Source organism: Frankia sp. BMG5.60, from assembly GCF_059428125.1.
In genome coordinates, this window is sequence record NZ_CM182091.1 from 7,021,378 (window position 1) to 7,041,623 (window position 20,246).

18 protein-coding genes are annotated in these 20,246 nt (G+C 72.7%); 13 read left to right on the forward strand and 5 right to left on the reverse strand.

Annotated features, from left to right (window positions below; translation table 11 throughout):
• Positions 1 to 121: 121 nt before the first annotated feature.
• Positions 122 to 733, forward strand: a complete 612-nt coding sequence (locus AC5R91_RS28765) for a TetR/AcrR family transcriptional regulator (protein ID WP_495394418.1) — start codon at positions 122 to 124, stop codon at positions 731 to 733.
• 56 nt (positions 734 to 789) lie between these two features.
• Here AC5R91_RS28765 and AC5R91_RS28770 read toward each other — a convergent pair whose 3' ends face one another.
• Both AC5R91_RS28770 and AC5R91_RS28775 read right to left on the reverse strand, forming a co-directional pair.
• Positions 790 to 2,580 (reverse strand): class I adenylate-forming enzyme family protein, encoded by a 1,791-nt coding sequence (locus AC5R91_RS28770; protein ID WP_495394419.1) that lies wholly within the window; start codon positions 2,578 to 2,580, stop codon positions 790 to 792.
• A gap of 221 nt (positions 2,581 to 2,801) precedes the next feature.
• On the reverse strand, positions 2,802 to 2,927 hold the full coding sequence (locus tag AC5R91_RS28775) for a hypothetical protein (RefSeq protein WP_495394420.1): 126 nt from the start codon (positions 2,925 to 2,927) through the stop codon (positions 2,802 to 2,804).
• 29 nt (positions 2,928 to 2,956) lie between these two features.
• Here AC5R91_RS28775 and AC5R91_RS28780 point away from each other — a divergent pair, with 29 nt between their 5' ends.
• The 4 genes from AC5R91_RS28780 to AC5R91_RS28795 all read left to right on the forward strand — a co-directional run bounded on the left by AC5R91_RS28780 (position 2,957) and on the right by AC5R91_RS28795 (position 6,508).
• On the forward strand, positions 2,957 to 4,084 hold the full coding sequence (locus AC5R91_RS28780; RefSeq protein ID WP_495394421.1) for an amidohydrolase family protein: 1,128 nt from the start codon (positions 2,957 to 2,959) through the stop codon (positions 4,082 to 4,084).
• A complete protein-coding gene (locus tag AC5R91_RS28785) occupies positions 4,081 to 5,277 on the forward strand; it encodes a thiolase C-terminal domain-containing protein (protein ID WP_495394422.1) in 1,197 nt (398 codons plus the stop codon). The genes AC5R91_RS28780 and AC5R91_RS28785 overlap by 4 nt, the downstream gene beginning before the upstream one ends.
• Positions 5,274 to 5,720, forward strand: coding sequence for a Zn-ribbon domain-containing OB-fold protein (locus AC5R91_RS28790; RefSeq protein WP_495394423.1), 447 nt, complete (start codon positions 5,274 to 5,276; stop codon positions 5,718 to 5,720). The genes AC5R91_RS28785 and AC5R91_RS28790 overlap by 4 nt, the downstream gene beginning before the upstream one ends.
• Before the next feature lie 101 nt (positions 5,721 to 5,821).
• Positions 5,822 to 6,508 (forward strand): FadR/GntR family transcriptional regulator, encoded by a 687-nt coding sequence (locus AC5R91_RS28795; protein ID WP_495394424.1) that lies wholly within the window; start codon positions 5,822 to 5,824, stop codon positions 6,506 to 6,508.
• Positions 6,509 to 6,594: 86 nt separating this feature from the next.
• Here AC5R91_RS28795 and AC5R91_RS28800 read toward each other — a convergent pair whose 3' ends face one another.
• The gene (locus AC5R91_RS28800; protein WP_495394425.1) at positions 6,595 to 7,596 is read right to left on the reverse strand and encodes an LLM class flavin-dependent oxidoreductase; all 1,002 of its coding nucleotides are present in this window, start codon (positions 7,594 to 7,596) and stop codon (positions 6,595 to 6,597) included.
• 273 nt (positions 7,597 to 7,869) lie between these two features.
• Between AC5R91_RS28800 and AC5R91_RS28805 the strand changes: the two genes are divergently transcribed.
• From AC5R91_RS28805 to AC5R91_RS28830, 6 genes are all read left to right on the forward strand, one after another.
• On the forward strand, positions 7,870 to 9,051 hold the full coding sequence (locus tag AC5R91_RS28805; protein WP_495394426.1) for an acyl-CoA dehydrogenase family protein: 1,182 nt from the start codon (positions 7,870 to 7,872) through the stop codon (positions 9,049 to 9,051).
• 67 nt (positions 9,052 to 9,118) lie between these two features.
• On the forward strand, positions 9,119 to 10,396 hold the full coding sequence (locus tag AC5R91_RS28810; RefSeq protein WP_495394427.1) for an acyl-CoA dehydrogenase family protein: 1,278 nt from the start codon (positions 9,119 to 9,121) through the stop codon (positions 10,394 to 10,396).
• A 243-nt stretch (positions 10,397 to 10,639) separates the two neighbouring features.
• A complete protein-coding gene (locus AC5R91_RS28815) occupies positions 10,640 to 12,184 on the forward strand; it encodes a class I adenylate-forming enzyme family protein (protein WP_495394428.1) in 1,545 nt (514 codons plus the stop codon).
• On the forward strand, positions 12,159 to 13,301 hold the full coding sequence (locus AC5R91_RS28820) for an acyl-CoA dehydrogenase family protein (protein ID WP_495394429.1): 1,143 nt from the start codon (positions 12,159 to 12,161) through the stop codon (positions 13,299 to 13,301). The genes AC5R91_RS28815 and AC5R91_RS28820 overlap by 26 nt, the downstream gene beginning before the upstream one ends.
• A 66-nt stretch (positions 13,302 to 13,367) precedes the next feature.
• Positions 13,368 to 14,555: an acyl-CoA dehydrogenase family protein gene (locus AC5R91_RS28825; protein WP_495394430.1), complete on the forward strand. Its 1,188-nt coding sequence runs from the start codon at positions 13,368 to 13,370 to the stop codon at positions 14,553 to 14,555.
• Between the two features lie 83 nt (positions 14,556 to 14,638).
• Positions 14,639 to 15,703 carry an acyl-CoA dehydrogenase family protein gene (locus tag AC5R91_RS28830; protein WP_495394431.1) on the forward strand — a complete coding sequence of 355 codons (1,065 nt, stop codon included), beginning with the start codon at positions 14,639 to 14,641 and terminating at the stop codon, positions 15,701 to 15,703.
• Between the two features lie 74 nt (positions 15,704 to 15,777).
• Here AC5R91_RS28830 and AC5R91_RS28835 read toward each other — a convergent pair whose 3' ends face one another.
• The gene (locus tag AC5R91_RS28835; RefSeq protein WP_495394432.1) at positions 15,778 to 16,602 is read right to left on the reverse strand and encodes an SDR family oxidoreductase; all 825 of its coding nucleotides are present in this window, start codon (positions 16,600 to 16,602) and stop codon (positions 15,778 to 15,780) included.
• Between the two features lie 138 nt (positions 16,603 to 16,740).
• Here AC5R91_RS28835 and AC5R91_RS28840 point away from each other — a divergent pair, with 138 nt between their 5' ends.
• Positions 16,741 to 17,454 carry a TetR/AcrR family transcriptional regulator gene (locus AC5R91_RS28840; RefSeq protein WP_495394433.1) on the forward strand — a complete coding sequence of 238 codons (714 nt, stop codon included), beginning with the start codon at positions 16,741 to 16,743 and terminating at the stop codon, positions 17,452 to 17,454.
• Positions 17,455 to 17,486: 32 nt separating this feature from the next.
• On the opposite strand, the gene AC5R91_RS28845 is transcribed toward AC5R91_RS28840, so the two are convergent.
• Positions 17,487 to 18,680, reverse strand: a complete 1,194-nt coding sequence (locus AC5R91_RS28845; RefSeq protein ID WP_495398083.1) for an ABC transporter substrate-binding protein — start codon at positions 18,678 to 18,680, stop codon at positions 17,487 to 17,489.
• A 35-nt stretch (positions 18,681 to 18,715) separates the two neighbouring features.
• Here AC5R91_RS28845 and AC5R91_RS28850 point away from each other — a divergent pair, with 35 nt between their 5' ends.
• Positions 18,716 to 19,990 carry an FAS1-like dehydratase domain-containing protein gene (locus AC5R91_RS28850; RefSeq protein ID WP_495394434.1) on the forward strand — a complete coding sequence of 425 codons (1,275 nt, stop codon included), beginning with the start codon at positions 18,716 to 18,718 and terminating at the stop codon, positions 19,988 to 19,990.
• Positions 19,991 to 20,246 lie beyond the last annotated feature (256 nt).

The following is a 20,246-nucleotide window of genomic DNA, read 5'->3' on the forward strand; positions in this document are numbered from 1 at the left end:
GCCGCGATCCGCCAGCCTTGAGGGAAAATCAACCCTGCTAGCATGGGTGTTGTGCGGGGTGCAGTCCGCATGCCCGCGGCTACCGGTTCTTAGTCGCGGCGGTTCTCGTGGGCGGGGATGCATGAGTGGATCGGACCGGGCCGTGCTTGCGCGGCCACAGCTCACCCCGCGCGGGCGGGCGATCCGCGACGCGGCGCTGAAGCTGTTCGCCGAACGCGGCTACGAGGCCACCACCACGACCGAGATCGGCGCGGCGGTCGGCATCCGGGGTCCGAGCCTGTACAAGCACGTGAGCTCCAAGCAGGACCTGCTCGTCGCGATCATGCTCGACGCGATGGACGTCCTGCACGACGTCCACGCCCTCGCCGTCGCCGATGTCGACGACGTCGCGGACCGGCTGCGCCGCGCCGTGGAGGCCCACGTGCGCTTCCACACCCGCCACCGGCTGGAGGCGTTCGTCGGCAACCGGGAGATCCGCAGTCTCGACGAGGCCAACCGGGCGGTGGTCGTCGCCCGGCGCAGCAGCTACGAGCGGCTCATCCGGGGGCTGATCGAGGAGGGGGTCGCCGCCTCCCGGTTCCACGTGGCCTCGGTCAAGCTCGCTTCCTACGCCCTGCTCGACCTCGGGATGGGGGTGGCCGCCTGGTACCGCGAGGACGGCGACCTGAGCGAGGACGAGATCGTCTACACGTACGGTCGGTTCGCGCTGACCCTGGTCGGCGCGGCAGGCTGACCGCGGGACCGGCTGACCGCAGGCCGCGGGCGTCACGCTCGTCGGCCTGCCGCGCGTCAGCCGCCCGCCGGTCGGCGTGGTCCGCCCGTTTCGGCGAGGTGGTGGGCTCCGCCGGCATGCAGGTCCGCGCGCAGCTTGTGCTTGCGGACCTTGCCCGCCGCGGTCCGCGGCAGATCGGTGACGAGCACGAGTCGTTCCGGGGTCTTCTGCTTCGCGGCGCCGGCGGCGGCGAAGTGCGCCCGCACGTCGTCAAGGTCGAGGACCGACCCCGGCCGCGGCAGGACGAAGACGCAGACGCGTTCGCCGGTGCGGTCGTCCGGTTCGGCCACGGCGGCCGCCTCCGCGACGGCCGGGTGCGTCAGGAGCAGGTCCTCGACCTCCTTCGAGGAGACGTTCTCCCCGTTGCGGACGATGATGTCCTTGATGCGATCGGTGATCGTGAGGTAGCCGTCGGCGTCGACCCGGCCGATGTCCCCGGTGCGCAGCCAGCCGTCGGCGGTGAACGCGGTCGCGTCGAGCGCCGGATCGCGGTAGCCAGCGAACTGCTCCGGGCCGCGGGTGACGATCTCGCCCTCCTCGCCGGGGCCGAGATCGTGGCCGGCGGGGTCGAGGATGCGTACCTCGCTGCCCGGCAGCACCAGCCCGTCCGTGGCGGCCCGCCGGTCGAGCGGGTCGGCCGCGCTGCCCGAGCTGATCGTCGGATGCTCGCTGGAACCGTAGGCGCGGTAGGCGCTGACGCCGGCTCGCTCGGCCCGCTCGACGAGCGCGGGAGACACACTGGCCCCGCCGACGAGGAAGTCGCGCAGAGGGCCGAGGCCGCGGCCGTCGCGCTGGGCCGCGTCCAGCAGAGCGGTCAGGTGAAACGGCACTCCCGCGGACGCGGTCACGCCGTGGGCATGGACGAGCTCGATCGCCTCCGCCGCGTCGAACCGTTCGAGGAAGACGGTCGGCAGCCCGTCGACGAGGGTCCGCAGCAGCACGCTCAGCCCGGCGATGTGGCCGGGCGGGAACAGGTCGAGGTAGCCGAAGTCGGGTTGGCCGGCGCGCAGGCCGCGCAACGAGGCGACCTCCGAGGCGACCGAGCGGTGGGTGTGGGTGACGCCCTTGGGCGCGGCGGTCGTCCCCGACGTGTAGACGAGTACGGCGACCTCGTCGAGCGGCCGGGTGCACGGCGCCAGCGGCGGGGCCAGTTCGAGCTCCTGCCATGGCACGGTGCTGGCCGGTGCGGCGCCGGTGCCGGCCGGCGATGCGGCGGCCGGCGATGTGGCGGCCGGCGATGTGGCGATCGATGGGGTGGCGGACGGTGAGGCGGTGCCGTCGGCGACGGTGACGATGTGGCGCAGGGCCGGCAGCCCGTCGGGCGCCCCGCGCAGCTCGGTGATCTCCGCCGCCCGCTGCGCCGGCAGGATGATCGCGCTCGCCCCCGACTGCCGCAGGATGAAGGCGACCTCGCGGATCCCGTAGATGGGCACGATCGGCAGCAGCACCGCCCCGCGTAACAGCACCGCGGCGTGCGCGATCGCGCTCTCCACCCGGCTGGTCAACTGCAGCGCCACGACGTCTGCCGGGCCGATCCCGCGTGCGGCGAGGCCGCCGGCGACCCGCGCGGCCCGCTCGTACAGCGTGCCCAGATCCGTGACGAGGGTGCGGACCGGACTGCGGAAGACCAGCCGGGTGGCCGGATGGTCCGCCGCGCCCAGGTGCAGCAGCTCGGCGAGCGGGAGTGGCGCGATCTCGGGCAGCGGCCGGACCGGCGTGAGCGACCGCGGCGGGCTGGTGGTCGACGGTGCCCCGCCTGTCGTGGCCGGCTCGGTCAGGTGGGCAGGACCCGCGTTCTCCAGGTTCACCGGCGCTCCTCGGGTCGGCGAGAGTGGCGAGAGTATGGCGGCCGCCACATCCAGGAAGATATACCTAGTTCACTAGGGGCGGGTGGTCGTCGCAGGAGCAACTCCCACGTCGTGGCGCGGCGAGCGGCTGCCGCCGCCACGCACCGTCCCGGCACCCGCGCTCCGTTGGGAGATGTCGTGGAGCCGGGGCTCCGAGTGGCGTGCACTTGCCTGCGGTTCTTTCAGGTATCTAAAATAACCATGTCAACTGGGTCGCGATCGATGTCGTCGAGTTCCGTGCCATCGAGGTCCGTCGACAGCGCGCGAGTCGACAGCACGCGATCTGAGCGGCAGGCAACCGTCTGCACGGCGCAACCCCATGCGGAGGCAGGACGACATGGCAAAGATCTGGGCGAACTCCGGCGACTCGCACTTCCTGGAGCCCGACGACCTGTGGCGGTCGAACCTGCCGCCGCGGCTGGCCGAGCTCGTGCCGAGGGCGGAGAAGGACCCCGACGGCACCTACGAGACCGTCTACGTCGACGGCCAGTCCTTCCGGCGCAAGCTGCCGAACGTGCAGGCCCAGGAGTTCCTCGACGAGAGCAGCCGGGCGCCCGGCGCGCGGGACGCGACTCTGCGCCTGGCCGACCTCGACACCGAGGGCGTCTGGGGCGAGCTGGTGTTCCCGTCGCTGGGCCTGTGGAGCTCGTCGTTCCGCACCCCCGAGGTGCTGCGCGAGGCACTGCGGGTCAGCAACGACTGGGCGATTGAAGCGATCATGAAGGTCTCGCCGCGGCTGGTCCCGACCGCGCAGGTCTCCACGCTGCAGGTCGACGACGCGGTGGCCGAGCTGGAGCGCACCGCCGAGCTCGGCTACCGCGCGGTGTTCCTGCCGACCACCCCGCACCCGCTGGCCGACGACTGGAACCGTGACTCCTGGGAGCCGTTCTGGGCGGCGGCGGAGGCGGCGAACATGGTGCTCGCCTTCCACGTCGGCACCGACCCGATCGACATCGGCAGCCAGCAGGTCGGCGTCGTCTACCGCGGCCCCGGCGGCGCGGTGCTGAACTACACCGAGACGACGTTCTCCGGCCAGCGGGCCGCGATGAAGCTCGTCGCCTCCGGCGCGCTCGACCGGCATCCGGACCTGAAGGTCCTCGTCGCCGAGGGCGGTGCGACCTGGGTGCCCTTCCTCGCCGACCGCATGACCGAGGGCTACCGCCAGCACCACATGGCGGTGCGGCCCAAGCTGAAGCGCAGCCCCAAGGAGATCCTCTACTCGCAGGTCTACGCCTCCTTCCAGCACGACGCCTCCGCGGTCGCCGCGCTGACCGGCATGGGCTACCGCAACGTCATGTGGGGCAGCGACTACCCGCACATGGAGGGCACGTTCGGCCACACCCAGGAGACGCTGCACGGGCTGTTCGACGGCGTGTCGGACGACGTCCGTAAGCGGATCACCATCGACACGTTCCTGGAGCTGTTCCCGGGCGTCGGTGAGCCGGCCGTGGCAGCGGCCGCGTGAGCGCGTCGGGTCCGTTCGACACGGCGATCGTCGGGGTCGGCGCCACGCCGTACTACCGGCGCGGGGGCTCCGCGCCGCAGACCATCACCGAGCTCGCCGGCAAGGCGATCCTCGCCGCCTGCGAGGACGCCGGCCTGTCGGTCAGGGACATCGACGGCTTCGCCTACTACTCGGGGGCGGGCGCCGGCTACGGCCAGTCGATGGACACCGCCACGTTCATGGAGACCCTCGGCATCCCCGAGGTGACCTTCTCCGCCGCCCTCACCTCGGGTGGCGGCGGGTCGGCGGGGTCGATCGGGCTGGCCCGCGCGGCGATCCTCGCCGGGGACGCCACCGTCGTCGTCACCGTGATGGCGCTGCAGCAGGTCAAGCAGCGTCTCGGCACGGTCTTCGGCGCGGTCGCGCCGAGTCCGGAGAACTCGTTTCTGCAGCCGTCGGGCCTGGTCGGCCCCGGGCATCTGATGTCGGTGCTGGCCCGGCGGCACATGCACGACTACGGCACCCGCCGGGAGGCGTTCGCCGAGATCGCCCTGTCCAGCCGGGCGAACGCACTCACCCGGCCCAAGGCGATCATGCGCACCCCGCTGACACTGGACGACTACTTCAACGCCCGGATGATCGCCGACCCGCTGTGCCTGTTCGACTTCTGCCTGGAGACCGAGGGCGCCGTCGCGGTCCTCACGACCAGCGCGGAGCGGGCGAAGGACCTGCGGCGCACGCCGGTCGGCGTGGTCGCCGCGGCGCACGGCGGCGTGCGCGAGTGGGGCCGGGCGTTCGCCTGGTACGGGATGCCCGACGAGTACTTCGCCTCCTCCGGACACGCCCCGATCGCCCGGCGGCTCTACGACCGGGCCGGGATCACCCCCGACGACATCGACGTGGCGCTGATCTACGACCACTTCACCCCGATGGTCCTCATGCAGCTCGAGGACTACGGCTTCTGCAAGAAGGGGGAGGGCGGCCCGTTCGTCGAGTCCGGCGCGATCCGGTACAAGGGCGGCTCGATCCCGGTCAACACGCACGGCGGCCAGCTCTCGGAGGCCTACATCATCGGCATGACGCACATCGTGGAAGGCGTCGAACAGATCCGCGGCACCGCCGTCAACCAGGTGCCGGACGCGAAGCTCGCGCTCGTCACCGGCGGGCCGGCCGCCCTGCCGGTCAGCGGCCTGATCCTGGGACGGATGCGATGAGCACCCTGACGACGACCCTGCCGCCCGCCGGCATCCAGATCACCACCGACTCGGCGACCGAGCCGTTCTGGCAGGCGGCGAAGGAGAGCCGGCTGGTCGCGCCGAAGTGCGCCGACTGCGGGACCTTCCGGCTGCCGCCGTCGCCCTTCTGTCCGAACTGCCAGTCGCAGAACGTCGACTGGGTGACCCTGTCCGGACGGGCAACGGTGTACAGCTTCAGCATCGTCACGGGCGTGCCCGGCCAGCCGGAGCTGACCCTGGCCGCCGTCGTCGTGGACCTGCCCGACGCACCGGGCGCCCGGCTGGTGAGCAACGTCATCGACGCCGATCCGGACGAGGTCCGGATCGGGACGCCGCTCACCGTCGAGTTCATCGAGATCGCCGACGGGTGGAAGCTGCCCGTGTTCCGGGTCGCGGCCGACGGAGCCCCCGCCGACCGGTGAGCACCCGCCGGTCGCCGAGAACGCGCGACTCTCAGATACCTGAAAGTATTATGTCGCGTACGTCACGCGTGGGAGGGGGGCGCATGGAGCGGGTGGCCGCGGTGAGCACCGCGTCGGCGGTCGCCCATGTGCTGCGCGAGGAGATTCTCAGCCGCCAGGACGGTGACCTCTACCTGGGGCAGGAGGACGAGCTGCTGGCCCGGTTCGGGGTGAGCCGGCCGTCGCTGCGCCAGGCCGTGCGGCTGCTGCAGGCCGAGGGGATCCTGACCGTCCGCCGCGGCCATCACGGCGGGCTGTACGGGCAGCGGCCCGACGCGGCCGGCGTCGCCCACGTGGCCTCGGTGTTCCTGCGGACCCGGCGGGCCTCCCTCGCCGACATCAGCGCCACCTACACGCTCATCACCACGGAGTGTGCTCGGCTGGCCGCCCTCAACCCGGACGGGGTCGAGCGCCGTCGGCTGCTGACCTTCGTCGAGCAGGCCGCCGGCGGCAGCCAGCGCGACCATGCCCGGGCCCGGGTGCAGTGGGGGATCCTGCTCGCCGAGCTCGCGCGCAGCCCCACCCTGCAGCTGTTCGAGGACGTGCTCGGCTCGTTGTCGCGTTACCCGACCACTCGGCCGCTCCTGCTGGACCCGGACAGCATCGCGCTGGCCTGCGAGCAGTGGCGGCAGGTCGCCGAGGCGGTCGGCGACGGGGACGCCGACACCGCGGCGGCGCTGTCCCGCGAGCACGGCGACGCGCGGGTCCGCTACATCCGCGACCTCCCCGAGGACCTTCTCGGCTGGTGAGCCCGCACCCGGGTCCGGTGTGCCCGCCGGAGCCGTGACGGTTCCCGGCGCGGTCCGGGGTGCTCCGCGCCGGGTCGGCCCAGCGGTCAGGCGGCGGCGACGGCGCTCATGAGACGCACCGCCGACTCGGCGTAGCGGGCGCGGCGCCGGTCGCTGACCATGAAGGCCGGGCTGGACAGGAACGCGAGGTCGGGCAGGGCCTTGCGGGTCGCCAGGCGCTGGGCGGCCTCTTCGGGGTCGCCGCACAGGGCGATCGCGTCGAGCATCTCGTCGCTGACGGCCGCGGCCATCCCCGGGATGTCCCCGGAGCGGAACGCGGTGCGGATCGCGGCCACCTCGTCACCCCAGCCGTGCAGCTCGACGAGGGTGTCGTAGGTCTTCACCGTGAGGTAGAAGGCGATCTGGAGCCGGGCGTCGCGCCGTCCCCGCTCCGGGTCCTGTTCGTCGACGGCGGTGATGAGCCAGCCCCAGCGGCGCAGCGACTCCGGGTCCCGCCCGGCCGCGGTGGCGCCCTCGTGCAGGTTCGGGCGAATCGTCTCCGCCCACCACCGGTCGGTGAAGATGCCGTGGCCGAGGATGCCGTCGGCGGTCCGCCCGGCGGCGGTCACCATCCGCCGGTTGAACGAGCCGAGCAGGATCGGCACGTCGAGCCGGCCGAGGACGGGGGCGCGGATGTCGGCGTGGATCGGGTAGAACTCGCCCTCGTGCACCACGGGCCGACCGTTCTCCGCGGTCAGGTAGGCGCGGATCGCCCCGACGAGGTCCTCCATCCGGCGCACCGGCTCGCTGGCCGCAGACGCGAACCACTCGGTGTTCATCCGGTAGGTGCCGGACCCGAGGCCGAGGAAGATCCGCCCGGGGGCGCGTGCGGACAGGTGCCGCAGCGCCGAGGCGTGTACGAAGGGTGAGCGGGCGAACGCGTAGGCGATGCCCGGCCCGACCAGGGCCCGGTGGGTGGCGGCGACCATCTCGCCCGTTGTCAGGTAGGAGTTCGTGTCGGCGAACTCGCCGGCGCAGAAGGCGGTGGCCCCGGCCTTTTCGGCCAGCTCCGCGACCTGCGGGCCCGGCCAGGGAAGTCCCCACTGCACGTCTCGACACCTCCGCGTCGGGAGCATGGCGCCCCGCCGGCGCCACGGGCGCCGATCGGCCGGTGAGAACCGCCGCTCCAGTTCTTGTCTTCCTCGCGAACTTAGTAAACCATGTAACCTCGCAACGACGTTCACGTGGCGGCGGCCGTCGCCGCGGACGGGGTCCGTGCAACGCGGGGCCCCGACGACCTGAGCCCAGGCGATGAGCAGGGCTCCGACCGACGAACAGGGCCCGCCGACGGACGCGGGGTCCGCAGACGAGGAGGAGGCGTGGTGGCAGCCGTGGAGACCGTCGACCGGCCCCGGCAGGGCGAGTTCCTCGGCCCGCTGCGGGAGTTCCTGGCCGCGCACGCGAGCCCGCCGCCCCGTGGCGGCAGTGCGCGGCTCACCTGGGCCCGCGCCTTCCATGCCGACCTGACCGACGCGGGGCTCGCGGCGCCGGGGTGGCCGAAGGAGGTCGGCGGCATGGATCTGTCGCTGCCCGACCAGATCGCCTACCACCGGGAGATGACGAGGGCCCGGGCCCCCCGGCACCCGTGCGGCCTGTCGTTCATCGTGGCCCCCACCCTGATCCGCCATGGCACGCCCGCGCAGAAGGACCGCTTCCTGCGTCCACTGCTGCGCGCGGACGAGTTCTGGTGCCAGGGCTTCTCGGAGCCCGGCGCCGGCAGCGAGCTGACGGCGCTGTCGACGAGGGCCGTGCGCGACGGCGACCACTACGTCGTCACCGGCCAGAAGGTGTGGACCAGCCAGGCGCACCTCGCCGACTGGATGTTCGCACTGGTGCGCACCGGTGAACCGGGGCCGAAGGGGATCAGCTACCTGCTGCTGTCGATGACCTCGCCGGGGCTGACGGTGCGCCCGCTGCGCGACATCAGCGGCGGAACGCACTTCGCCGAGGTGTTCCTCGACGAGGTGCGCGTGCCGGTCGAGAACCTGGTCGGCCGGGAGGACGACGGCTGGTCGATCGCGCGCACGAGCCTGGGCCACGAGCGGGCCACCGCGTTCCTGTCGGACGAGTTCCGCTACCGCCGGGTGGTCAGCGAGCTGATCGCGCTCGCCGCCGGGTCGCCGGCCGGGGACGACCCGGTGGTGCGCCAGGACCTCGCGCGGATGGAGGCCGGGGTGCGCATCCTGGCCTCGAACAGCCGCCGGGCCCTGGAGACCGTGCTCGCCGGGCGCGATCCCGGGCCCGCCTCCTCGGTCAACCGGCTGATGCGCGCGGAGTTCGACCAGCGCCTGCACGAGGTGGCACTGCGGGTGATCGGCCCGGACGCGGTGCTCGGCAACCGCGAGCCGACCGCGCCCGAGGGCGGCCGGTGGACCTACGGCTACCTGATGAGCCGGTCGTCGACGATCGGCGCCGGCACCGCCGAGATCCAGCGCAACACGATCGCCGAGCGGGTGCTGGGGCTGCCCACCCCGCCGCCGGCGCCGGGAACCGGGCGCGGGTGAGGGGCCATGGCGGCGGCGCGGGTCGCCGCGCCGGGGCGCGGGACGACGAGGAGTGACGAGGAGTGAGGTGAACGTGGACACCGCCGAGGCGGAGGGCGAGCTGCGCGACGCGCTGGCGCGGCTGCTGCGCGAGCGCTGCGATATCGAGCAGGTCAGGAGTATCGCGGCCGCGCCGGGCGGCTGGGATCGACGGCTGTGGTCGGAGCTTTCGGCCATGGGTGTGGTGGGGTTCGCCGCCCCGCCGGAGCACGGCGGTGAGGGGGCGGGGCTGGCGCTGCTGGCCGTCGCCCAGGAGGAGCTGGGCCGCCGGCTGGCACCGGTGCCGCTGCTGTCCAGCGCGACCGCCCAGGCCGCGCTGCTCGCCGTCGTGGCGGGGACCGCGCCGGGGGCGGCCGCCGCGGCCGCGCTGCTGCCGGCGATCGCGTCGGGCCGGACGCCGGCGGCCGTCGCGGTCGGGCGCACCGTCGACGGTTGGACGCCGCTGGCGACCGTGCGCGCCGAGGAGGCCGCCGGCGGCTGGCGGCTGACGGGGACGGCTCCCGTCGTCGCGGACGCCACCGCCGCGCGGGCACTGCTCGTCGCCGCCACGACCGGGACCGGCCCCGCGTTGTTCGCCGTCGACGTCCCCGCGTCGACCGGCGGCGCCGAGGGCGCCGGCAGCGGTGGCGGCGTAGAGGAGGCTGTCGGCGTAGAGGAGGCGGGCGGCGTAGAGGAGGCGGGCGGCGTCGGGGAGGCGGGCGGCGGCGAGGTCGGCCTGGCGGAGGTCCTGGTCCAGGTCGAGTCGCTCGACGTCCTCGATGCGACCCGCCCGCTCGCCCGGGTCACCCTGGACACGCCCGCGACCCTGCTCGCCGGGCCGGCCGAGTTCGCCGCGGTGTTCGCCGCCGCCCGGCGGGTGGCGCTGACGCTGCTGGCGGCCGAGGCCGTCGGGATCTCGGCGCAGTGCACCGAGCTGGCCGTCGCCTACGCCGGCATCCGGCACCAGTTCGGCCGCCCGATCGGCACCTACCAGGCGATCTCGCATCGCTGCGCCGACATGTTCGTCGGCACCGAGGCGGCCCGCGCCCTGGTCGCCGCCGCGGCGCAGGCCCTCGACGAGGCCGGTGGGCCGGCGGACGCCGGTGAGCTTGACGTGGCGGTGGCCCTGGCCGCCGCCGAGGCACTCGACGCCGCGGTCGGCGCCGCCCAGGGCAGCCTGCAGGTGCACGGCGGGATCGGCTTCACCTGGGAGCACCCCGTGCATCACTACCTGCGCCGGGCGAAGTCCAGCGAGGCGTTGATCGCGGCCCCGGACCGGCTGCGCGAGCAGGCCGCGTCCCGGCTGGTCGCGGCCGCCCGGCGCTGAGACGGTGTCGGCGCCCGGGTCGGACGACCGGCCGGCATCAATTCCTTAAACCTAATAAACTCATCTAGCGATAGCCTGGGCGAACGGGCCCTCTCGGCGGCTCTCCGGACCCGTCCGGAGCCGCACCGATCCGTCCCGGCGGCAAGGAGTGATGATGCGGGCCCCTGTGATCGAGGTCATCGAACAACCCGGCCTTCCGCGTGCCCCTAGCGGGTCGGATGTCGTCGCGTGGGGTCACGCCCGATGACCGAGCCCGCCGACCTGCCGGGCCGCCTGCGGGCGTTGCGGTCGGCGCCCGACTCCGCCCCCGCCCTTGAGCTCGACGGTGCCTGGGTGTCCTGGGGGACCGTGCGCGCGCTTGCCGACGAGATCACCCGCAGCCTCGACGGGCTCGGCCTCGGTCGCGGCGCTCGCATCGGCGTCCTGCTCGGAAACTGGACCGAGTCCATTGCGGCGATTCTCGCGATCCTCGGCACCGAGCGCTGCCTGACGGTCTTCAACCCGCTGCAGCCGGCCGAGCGCCTGGCCGGCGACCTGGAGCGGGCCACCCCGCCGGCGATCATCGTGCCGGTGCGGGCCTGGGCGTCCTCGGGGCTCGCGGAGCCGGTCGAGCGGCTCGGCATCAGCCTCCTTCACACCTCGCCCGAGGGGATCGCGTCGGTGCGGGCCGGCCGCGCCGACGCCGCGGTCACCGCGGTCGACGCGCCGGGCGTCGCCGTCGAACTCACCACCTCGGGCACCACCGGCCCGCCCAAGCGCATCCCGTTGACCTACCGCCAGCTCGAGGCGTCGGTCGGGTCCGCCCGGGGCCACATGAAGCCCGGCGGCGGCGAACGGTCCTACTTCGAGGGCGGCGTGGCCATCGTCTCCGTGCCGCTGGTGCACATCGGCGGGTTGTGGGGGGCGCTGCAGGCCCTCGGCGACGCGCGGCGCATCGTGCTGCTGGAGCGCTGGACCCTGGACCGGTGGCTTGACGTCATCCGGGAGCACCGGCCCCGCCTCGGCGCGCTGCCGCCGGCGGCGCTGCGCACCCTGATGAGTGCGGACGTGCCCGCCGAGGACCTCGCCAGCCTGCGCGCGCTGACCTGCGGGACCGCCCCGGTGTCGCCCGACCTGGTCGACGCGGTGCTGGAGCGCTACGGCATCCACGTGCTCGGCGTGTACGGCGCGACCGAGTTCTCCGGCGCGGTGGCGGGCTGGTCGCTGCCGGATCATCGGCAGTGGTGGGCGAAGAAGCGGGGCAGCGTCGGGCGTGCCTTCCCGGGGGTGGGGCTGCGCGTCGTGGCGGAGGACGGCGCGGTGCTGCCGACGGGTACCAGCGGACTGCTGGAGATCAGGACCGACCAGGCCGGCGCGCGGGCGGACGCGGACGGCTGGACCCGGACCAGCGACCTCGCTCACCTCGACGACGACGGTTTCCTCTACATCGAGGGCCGCGCCGACGACGTGATCATCCGGGGCGGATTCAAGATCCGACCGCTCACCGTCAGGGAGGTGCTGGAAGAGCACCCCGCGGTGGTCGAGGCGGCGGTGTTCGGCCTGCCCGACGAGCGTCTCGGCCAGGTGCCCGTCGCCGTGGTGGAGCTGGCGCCCGACGCCGGGCCGATCGGCGAGCAGGAGCTGCGCGACTGGTGCCGGCCCCGGATGCTGCCCTACGAGGTGCCGGCGCGGGCGCTGACCGTGCCGGAGCTGCCCCGCGGGGTGTCCCAGAAGGTCAGCATGCCTGACCTGCTGGCGTTGTTCGCCGAGCAAGGAGACGACCGTGGAACGCGAGATCTTCGAGTATGAGCACCGGCAGTTCCGGGAGGTCGTCCGGGAGTTCGTCGCCCGCGAGATCACCCCGTATCACGCCGGGTGGGAGGCCGACGGGATCGTCGACCGAGCGGTGTTCGCCAAGGCGGCCAAGCACGGCGTCATCGGGTTCAACGTCGCCGAGGAGTTCGGCGGCGGCGGGGTCCGTGACTTCCGGTTCAACGCCGTCGTCGCCGAGGAGCTCGCGGCCGCGTTCGTGACCGGTCCGGGTTTCCTGCTCCACAACGACGTCGTCGGCTCCTACCTGAGCCGGCTGCCCGACGACGAGCAGAAGGCGCGCTGGCTGCCCGGCTTCGCCTCCGGCGAGGCGATCTGGGCGATCGCGATGACCGAGCCGGGTGCCGGCAGCGACCTGCAGGGCATCCGGACCTCGGCGGTGCGCGACGGTGACGACTGGCTCGTCTCCGGGGCCAAGACCTTCATCACGAACGGGATCCACTCCGACTACGTCATCGTCGTGGCGCGAACCGACCCGTCGGCGGGCAGCCGGGGCATCTCCCTGCTCGTCGTGGAGCGGGACATGCCCGGCTTCTCCCGCGGCCGCAACCTCGACAAGATCGGCCTGCACGCGCAGGACACCGCCGAGCTGTTCTTCGACGCCGTCCGGGTGCCCGCCCGCAACGTGCTGGGCAAGCTGGGCGGCGGGTTCGTCCACCTGATGGAGAACCTGCCCGAGGAGCGACTGTCGATCGCGATCTCCGCGGTCGCCGGGGCCCGGGCGGTGTTCGACTCCACGCTGGAGTACACGAAGACCCGCACCGCCTTCGGCCAGCCGATCGGCGGGTTCCAGCACAACCGCTTCCTGCTGGCCGAGCTCGCCACCGAGATCGACATCGCCCAGGTGTACATCGACCGCTGCCTGAAGGCGTCGTTCGAGCAGAAGCTGACCACCGTCGACGCCTCCAAGGCGAAGTGGTGGGCCACGGAGCTGCAGCAGAAGGTCGTCGACCGCTGCCTGCAACTGCACGGCGGGTACGGCTACATGATGGAGTACCCCGTCGCCAAGGCGTTCACGGATGCGCGCATCCAGACCATCTACGGCGGCACGACGGAGATCATGAAGGAGATCATCGGTCGTTCGCTGGGCGTGTGACGGCTCGGCTCAGATACACGGGCGGATTGCCGCCGCAACCATCGTCCTCGGGTAGGAGCAGGAGTCATGGGCGTGGACTGGGGTTCGGGGACCGAACTCGGTGAGTTCCGGACGCAGGTGCGGGCGTTCATCGCCGGCCACGCGCCCGGGCGGCAGGCCAAGGCGGGGGTGCGCAGCCCCGAGACCGCCGAGGAGCTTGCGGAACTGCGGCGCTGGACTGCCGCGCTGTTCGAGGCAGGCTACCTGGGCGCTGACTGGCCGGTGGAGTTCGGTGGCGAGGCCGAGCACGACCCGCGCCGCGACGTCGTCGTCTCCGAGGAGATCGCCCGGGCGCGCGCGCCCATGCACTCCGGAGCGAACGGGCTCGCCGCCAGCGCGCTGATCCGCTACGGCACCGACGAGCAGAAGGCGAAGCTGCTGCCCGCCATCCGCTCCAACGAAGACCTGTGGTGCCAGCTTTTCAGCGAGCCCGATGCGGGCAGCGACCTGGGCGGGATGCGGACCCGCGCGGTCGCCGACGGCGACTCCTACGTCGTGACCGGGCAGAAGGTGTGGACCACCAACGGTCACTGGGCCAACCGCGGGTATCTGCTCGCCCGCACCAACCCGGACGTGCCCAAACACAAGGGCATCACCGCGTTCGCGATCGACATGGACACCCCGGGCATCGACGTCCGGCCGCTGCGCGAGCTCACCGGCACCTCCGACTTCAACGAGGTGTTCTTCGACGGGGCACGCATCCCGGCCTCCGCCGTGATCGGCACGCCCGGGCAGGGCTGGATCGTCGCGAACGCGTCGCTGGCCGAGGAGCGCAACGGCGTCAGCGCCGCGGTCGTCGACCTCCAGCTCGCCTGGGAGGACCTCTACGCGCTCGCGCAGAAGATCGAGATCGAGGGTCGGCCGGCGCTGGAGCAGGCCGACATCCGCCAGCGCCTGGGGGCGTTGCGCGCCGAGATCCGCGCCTGTGCGCTGCTCGGGCAGTCCTCGTTCGCCCGCTGGCGGGCCGGCCGGGAACGGGTGATCGACGCCCCGGCGGGCAAGCTGTGGTTCAGCGAGCTCAACCTGCGGCTACACGAGTTCGCCGTGGACCTGCTCGGCGCGCGCGGCATCCTCACCGAGGGCGACGTCGACGCCGTCGAGGGCGGCCGCTGGCAGGACGCCTATCTCTACGCCCGCGCGTACACGATCGCCGGCGGCAGCTCGGAGATCATGCGCAACCTCATCGCCGAACGCGCCCTCGGCCTGCCCCGCTAGCCCGACAACCCGCTAGCCCGACGACCTGCTGGCCCGACGACCCGCGCGCCCGACCGCTGCGGTCGGGGGAAGGAACCGGCGACATGCTTCTCAGCGACGAACAGGAAAGCCTGGCCGAGGCGGCCCGCGACTGGCTTGCGAAACGCACCGATCTGTCGGCGGCCCGTGCCGACGGCGCGGCGCTCGCGGCGCTGTACTCCGCGGACGACGTGCGCGCCGCCGCCGAACTCGGACTCACCTCGCTGCTTCGGCCCGCGGAGGGGGGGACCTTCGCCGATCTCGCGGTCGTCGTGGAGGAACTCGGCCGCGCCGGCTCGCCGCTGCCGCTCGGCCAGGCCGCCCTGGTCGCCCGGCTGCTCGACCAGATCGGTATCGGGGCGGCCGTGTCCGACGCGGTGGCCGAGGGCGCGGCGCTCGCGGTCCCGGCGACGGCCGAGCCGGACGACGCCGCGATCAGCGGCCTGCCCGGATCCGACGGCACGCTCACCCTCGCCGGCCGGGCGGCCGCCGTCGTCGGCGGCCTTGGCGCGGAGTGGCTCCTGGTCGGCGCCGCCGTCGACGGGGACCGCGCCCTGGCGCTCGTTCCCGCCGCGAACGCCACCCGTACCGCCCGCACCACCCTCGACCTGAGCCGGGACATCGCCGCCGTCGACCTGCACGGCGTCACCGTTCCGGCGGGTGACTGGGCCCGGGTCGGCGCGGACGTCGCCGAGACCCTGGACCAGGCCCTGGCGATCATCCACACCCTGGACGCGGTCGGCGCCGCCGGCCGCCTGCTGGACATGACCGTCGGGTACGTCAAGGAACGTGAGCAGTTCGGCCGTCCGGTCGGCTCGTTCCAGGCGGTCAAGCACCATGCGGCGACCATGGCCGTCGACATCGAGGCGGCGCGGCTGTGCGCCCATGACGCCGCCCGCACGCTCGACAGCGGCGATCTGGTCGCCGCCGGCACCGCCGTCGCGGTCGCCGGCTCCGTGGCCGGCGAGGGGACCAGCCGCGCGGCCAGCACGGCGCTGCAGCTCCACGGCGGCATGGGCTTCACCTGGGAGCACGACCTGCACCTGTTCCTGCGCCGAGTCAAGGTGGACGAGCTGGTCCGCGGCACGCCCCGCCAGCACCGCGAGCGCCTGATCGCCACCGCCGGCTGACGACCCGAGGACGTCGGCCCGGGGACGTCGGCCCGGGCGCGACGGCCTGGGGACGCCGGCCCGGGAGCGTCTCGCTAGCTGCCCTGGGCCTCGATCGAGACCTGCTCCCACTGCGCCCAGGTGTCCAGCCGCTGCTGGTAGACCGCCTTGACGATCTGGGTCGGCGGGGTACCGAACAGCACCCGCAGCGGCGGGTTCTCGGCGTTGACGATCTTCAGTAGGGCCGCTCCGGTCGCCGCCGGGTCACCGATCGCGGACCCGGCGTTGGCACGCCGCTCGGCCATCGCCTTGCGCAGGTCGTCGTAGGCCGGCGACGGGGCCGAGTGCACCGCCGAGGATCCACCCCAGTCGGTGCTGAAACCGCCCGGCTCGACGAGGGTCACCTTGATCCCGAAGCCGGCCACCTCCTGGGCGAGGGCCTCGCTGAGTCCCTCCAGCGCCCACTTCGACGCGTGGTAGGCGCCGAGGGACGGGAAGGCGGCGATCCCGCCGATCGTGGAGATCTGGATGATGTGGCCGCTGCCCTGCGACCGCAACTGCGGCAGCACCGCCTGGGTGACCCACAGGGCGCCGAAGAAGTTCGTCTCGAGCTGGTCGCGGATGTCGCTCTCGGTGAGTTCCTCGACCGCGCCGAAGTGGCCGTAGCCCGCGTTGTTCACGACGACGTCGAGCCGTCCGAAGTGGGCGATCGCCGCCTTGACCGCGGCGTCCACGGCGGCCCGGTCGGTGACGTCCAGCGCGAGCGGCAGCACGGCGTCACCATGGGTCTGAGCCAGGTCGGCCACCGCATCGATCTTACGGGCGGTGGCGACCACCTGGTCGCCGGCCTGCACAGCGGACTCCACGAACACGCGGCCGAAGCCTCTGGACGCTCCGGTGACGAACCAGATCCTGCTCATGGCGTTCCCTTCCTGAGTACCGAGTCTGTCCCGGCCAGCCCGGCCTGATGTCCCGGCGGTGACCGCTGTTCGCAACACCGTACGCTGGAAACGTCACCCGATGACAGGTCGGTCACGGCGTACCATCGGCGGATGATGATGGAGCCGCCTCCCGGCCTGCGGGAACGCACCCGCCGTGCCGTGCGCTCCGAGCTCATGACCGTGGCGATGAGCCTGTTCGCCGAGCAGGGTTACGACGCGACCACGATCGACCAGATCGCCTCCGCCGCCGGACTGTCCAAGCGCAGCTTCTTCCGCTACTTCGCGTCGAAGGAGGAGGTGATTCTGGTCAACTTCGAGACGTTCGGCCGGGCGCTCGCCGACGCCGTCGGGCGACGCCCGCCCCAGGAGGGCGCGTGGCTGGCGCTGCGCCGCGCCTTCGACCTCATCGAGGAGCGCAACCGCCTCGATCCGGGGCGCACGTTCGTCCTGCTGCGGATGCTGCACGAGACCCCGGCGCTCAAGGCCGCGCACCTGGAGAAGCAGTCCCGGTGGCGGGAGATGCTGGTTCCCGGGGTCATCGATCGCCTCACCCGCGCGGCCGCCCCGATCGGGCCTGATCTGTCGAGCGGGTCTGATCTGTCGGCGGGGTCCGTCCCCTCGGCGAGGACGGAGCCTCCGGCTGGTCCACCCGAGGCCGACGAGTGGGCCGGCGGTGTCGGCGGGGTCGAGCGGCGCGCCGCCGCGGTCGTCGCGGCCGCGCTGGCCTGCCTCGACGCCGCCCAGAACGCGTGGTGCGACGCCGGCGGCCACGCGTCGCTCGCGGCGCTGCTCGACGAGGCGATGGGCGCGGTCGCGCCGTTGCGCGGGTGAGCCGGGCGGGCGATCGCTGGCTTCCCCGGCGGTCAGTCCGGCAGGATCCGCCCGCAGAGCTGCTTCTGGGTCACCTCGAAGGCGGTCGCCGTGGCGTTCGCCCGCACGAAGGCGTAGCAGGTCTGCTGCCGGCCGAAGTCGTCTCTGATGCTGATCGGCGCGATCAGCCCGCGCGCGTTGTAGTTCGTGACGTTGCGCAGGCTGCGGATGAACGACGCGCGGGTCGGGCAGTCGCCGGCGTCGGACAGGCCCCGCAGGAACAGGTCGGTCTCGATGTAGGAGTGCAGCGCGAACTCCTGGTCCGGCGAGCTCAGCTGGGGCGCGTACTGGCGCATGGCATGGCGGTACTCCTCCAGCGGTGGGCCGCCGGCCTCGAACGGCAGGAAGTACAGCGGTATCGACACTCCGGCCATCACCGGGCCGAGCTGCCGCAGCAGGCCGGTGTCGTACCCGGTGAAGGACAGGGTGGACGTCGGCGCCGCGCCGGCTGACCGCATGGACCCCAGGATCTCGGCGAGGGAGCGGGCGTCGAGCAGACTGAGCAGGACGTCGGTCCCCTCGGCGGCGAGCCGGCGGCCGGTGGCCGCGGCGTCGTCGACGCCCTCGGTGTAGGTGAGCCCGCTCGCCTCGATTCCGGCGGCCCGCATGCTCCGGATGACCTTGTCGCCGAAGCTCGTCACGGCGCCGGACAGCGGCTGCGTGAGCATGACGGCCTTCCTGCCGCCGCTCTGCCGGACGTAGGTGCCGAACGTGTCGACCGCGGATTCCGTCGGGTAGACGAAGGAGAACATGTTCCGGTACTGCGACCACACCGGTTCCGCATCGAGACCGGTGACGGGAACGCCCTGCTCGCTGAGGTACCTCGCGCTGCCCGAGACGCTCGTGGACGACATGATCAACCCGAAGACCCCGGCATTCTCGACGAGGTCGCGCGCCACCCGTGCGTTCGTGTCCGGGTTCGCCGCGTCATCGCGCCAGTCATAGGTGACGCGGCGGCCGTTCACCCCGCCCTCGGCGTTCGCGAGTCCCAGCCGGGCGTCGACGCCTGCCCGGGCCGAGGCGAAAAGTGCCGACCCGACCCCGGTGTCGGGGTAGATGAAACCCAGCTTGATCTGGTCCTTCGCGACGCCGGGGGAGGCGCAGGATGCGGCGGCGTCCGGCGGGGAGAGTGCGCCGACCAGGCCGGACAGGCGCCATCCCCGGCGTCCCCGGTGCTCCGCGGAGATAAGACGGGGACATAGTTATCTGTTATAACTAGGTGGTGGATGAGAGTGCTGAGCGCTTCGGTGTCCTGACGGACGCGGCCTTCGAGCGGTCGCGCAGGCGGATCGGGGTGCCGCAACCCCTGCCGAACCCGCCGCACAACTACGAGGTGACCTGGGACGCCTCCCGGCACTTCGCCTACGGCTACGGCGACGACAACCCGCTGTACTGCGATCCGGACTACGCCAAGGGCACCCGGTGGGGGACGCTCATCGCGCCGCCGACCTTCCTGTACACGATGGGTGAGGACGCGGCGCCCAGGCCCGACCCGGAGACGAAGGCGCTGCTCAAGGGCGATCCGTTCGCGGGTCTGGGTTCCTACCAGGCGGTGATGGAGTTCGAGTGGTGGCGGCCGTTCACCCTCGGCGACCGGGCCCGCTGCCTGCGTACCCAGGTCGGGGTGGTGGCGAAGCCCAGCTCCTTCGGCGGGCGCACCGCGCACGTCACCCACGACTTCATCTTCGCCAACCAGCACGGCGAGCCCACCTGCCTGCAGCGCGGGACCTGGATCAACGCCGAGCGGCACACGTCGCGGGAACGCAAGAAGGAGCACGATCTGCCGGAGCCGTACTCGGCGGAGCAGTTGGCGCAGATCGATGCCCTGTACGCGGCGGAGTCCCGGCGGGGTGGGCAGCCGCGGTACTTCGAGGATGTGGTGGTGGGGGAGGAGCTGCCGACGAAGGTGAAGGGTCCGTTGACGACGACGGACGTGGTGGTGTGGCACCTGGGCTGGGGGATGCAGCTCACTCCGCCGGGTGCGTTCCGGCTGGCGTACCGGGTGCGGGCGAAGGCGCCGGGGCTGTATCCCGCGAACGCCCTGAACATCCCGGACACGGTGCAGCGGCTGCACTGGGAGCCGGCGCGGGCGCAGGAGCTGGGGTTGCCGACGTCCTACGACTACGGCGGCATGCGGGAGACGTGGCTGTGCCACCTGCTGACGGACTGGATCGGTGACGAGGGCTGGCTGTGGAAGCTGTCGGTGCAGCACCGCCGGTTCAACTTCGTGGGAGACACGACGTGGTTGAAGGGGCGGGTGACGGACAAGCGGCAGGTGACCGGGCCTGACGGGGCCGACGTCCGCAACGAGGTCGAGATCGAGGTGTGGGCGGAGAACCAGCGCGGGGTGACGACGTCGCCGGCGAAGGCGGTGGTGCTGCTGCCGAGCCGGACGGGTGGCCAGGTCGTCCTGCCCGCCCCGCCGGCCGACTCGGCCGAGGGCATCGTCCGCCACGAGATGGACCGCATCGCGGCGGAGGCGGACGCCGGGGCCTGACGCTCCCGGACACGTGAGACGTCCCCACCGGACGAAGGCAGGTGCTTCGCCCGGTGGGGACGTTTGCCGTTTCGGGGGCCGAACACCCTGGCAGACGACCTGACCAGTCCCGCAGGCGCGGCACGACGGATGTCGCTCGCTTGACCAGATCGACCACCTAGTTTACAAAGATAGCGGTGTGCCGCACGTCTCACCGGTCGTCGACCGGACGCGTCGAGCCCCGACGTGCCGAAGGGCTGACCCGTCCCGATCGGAT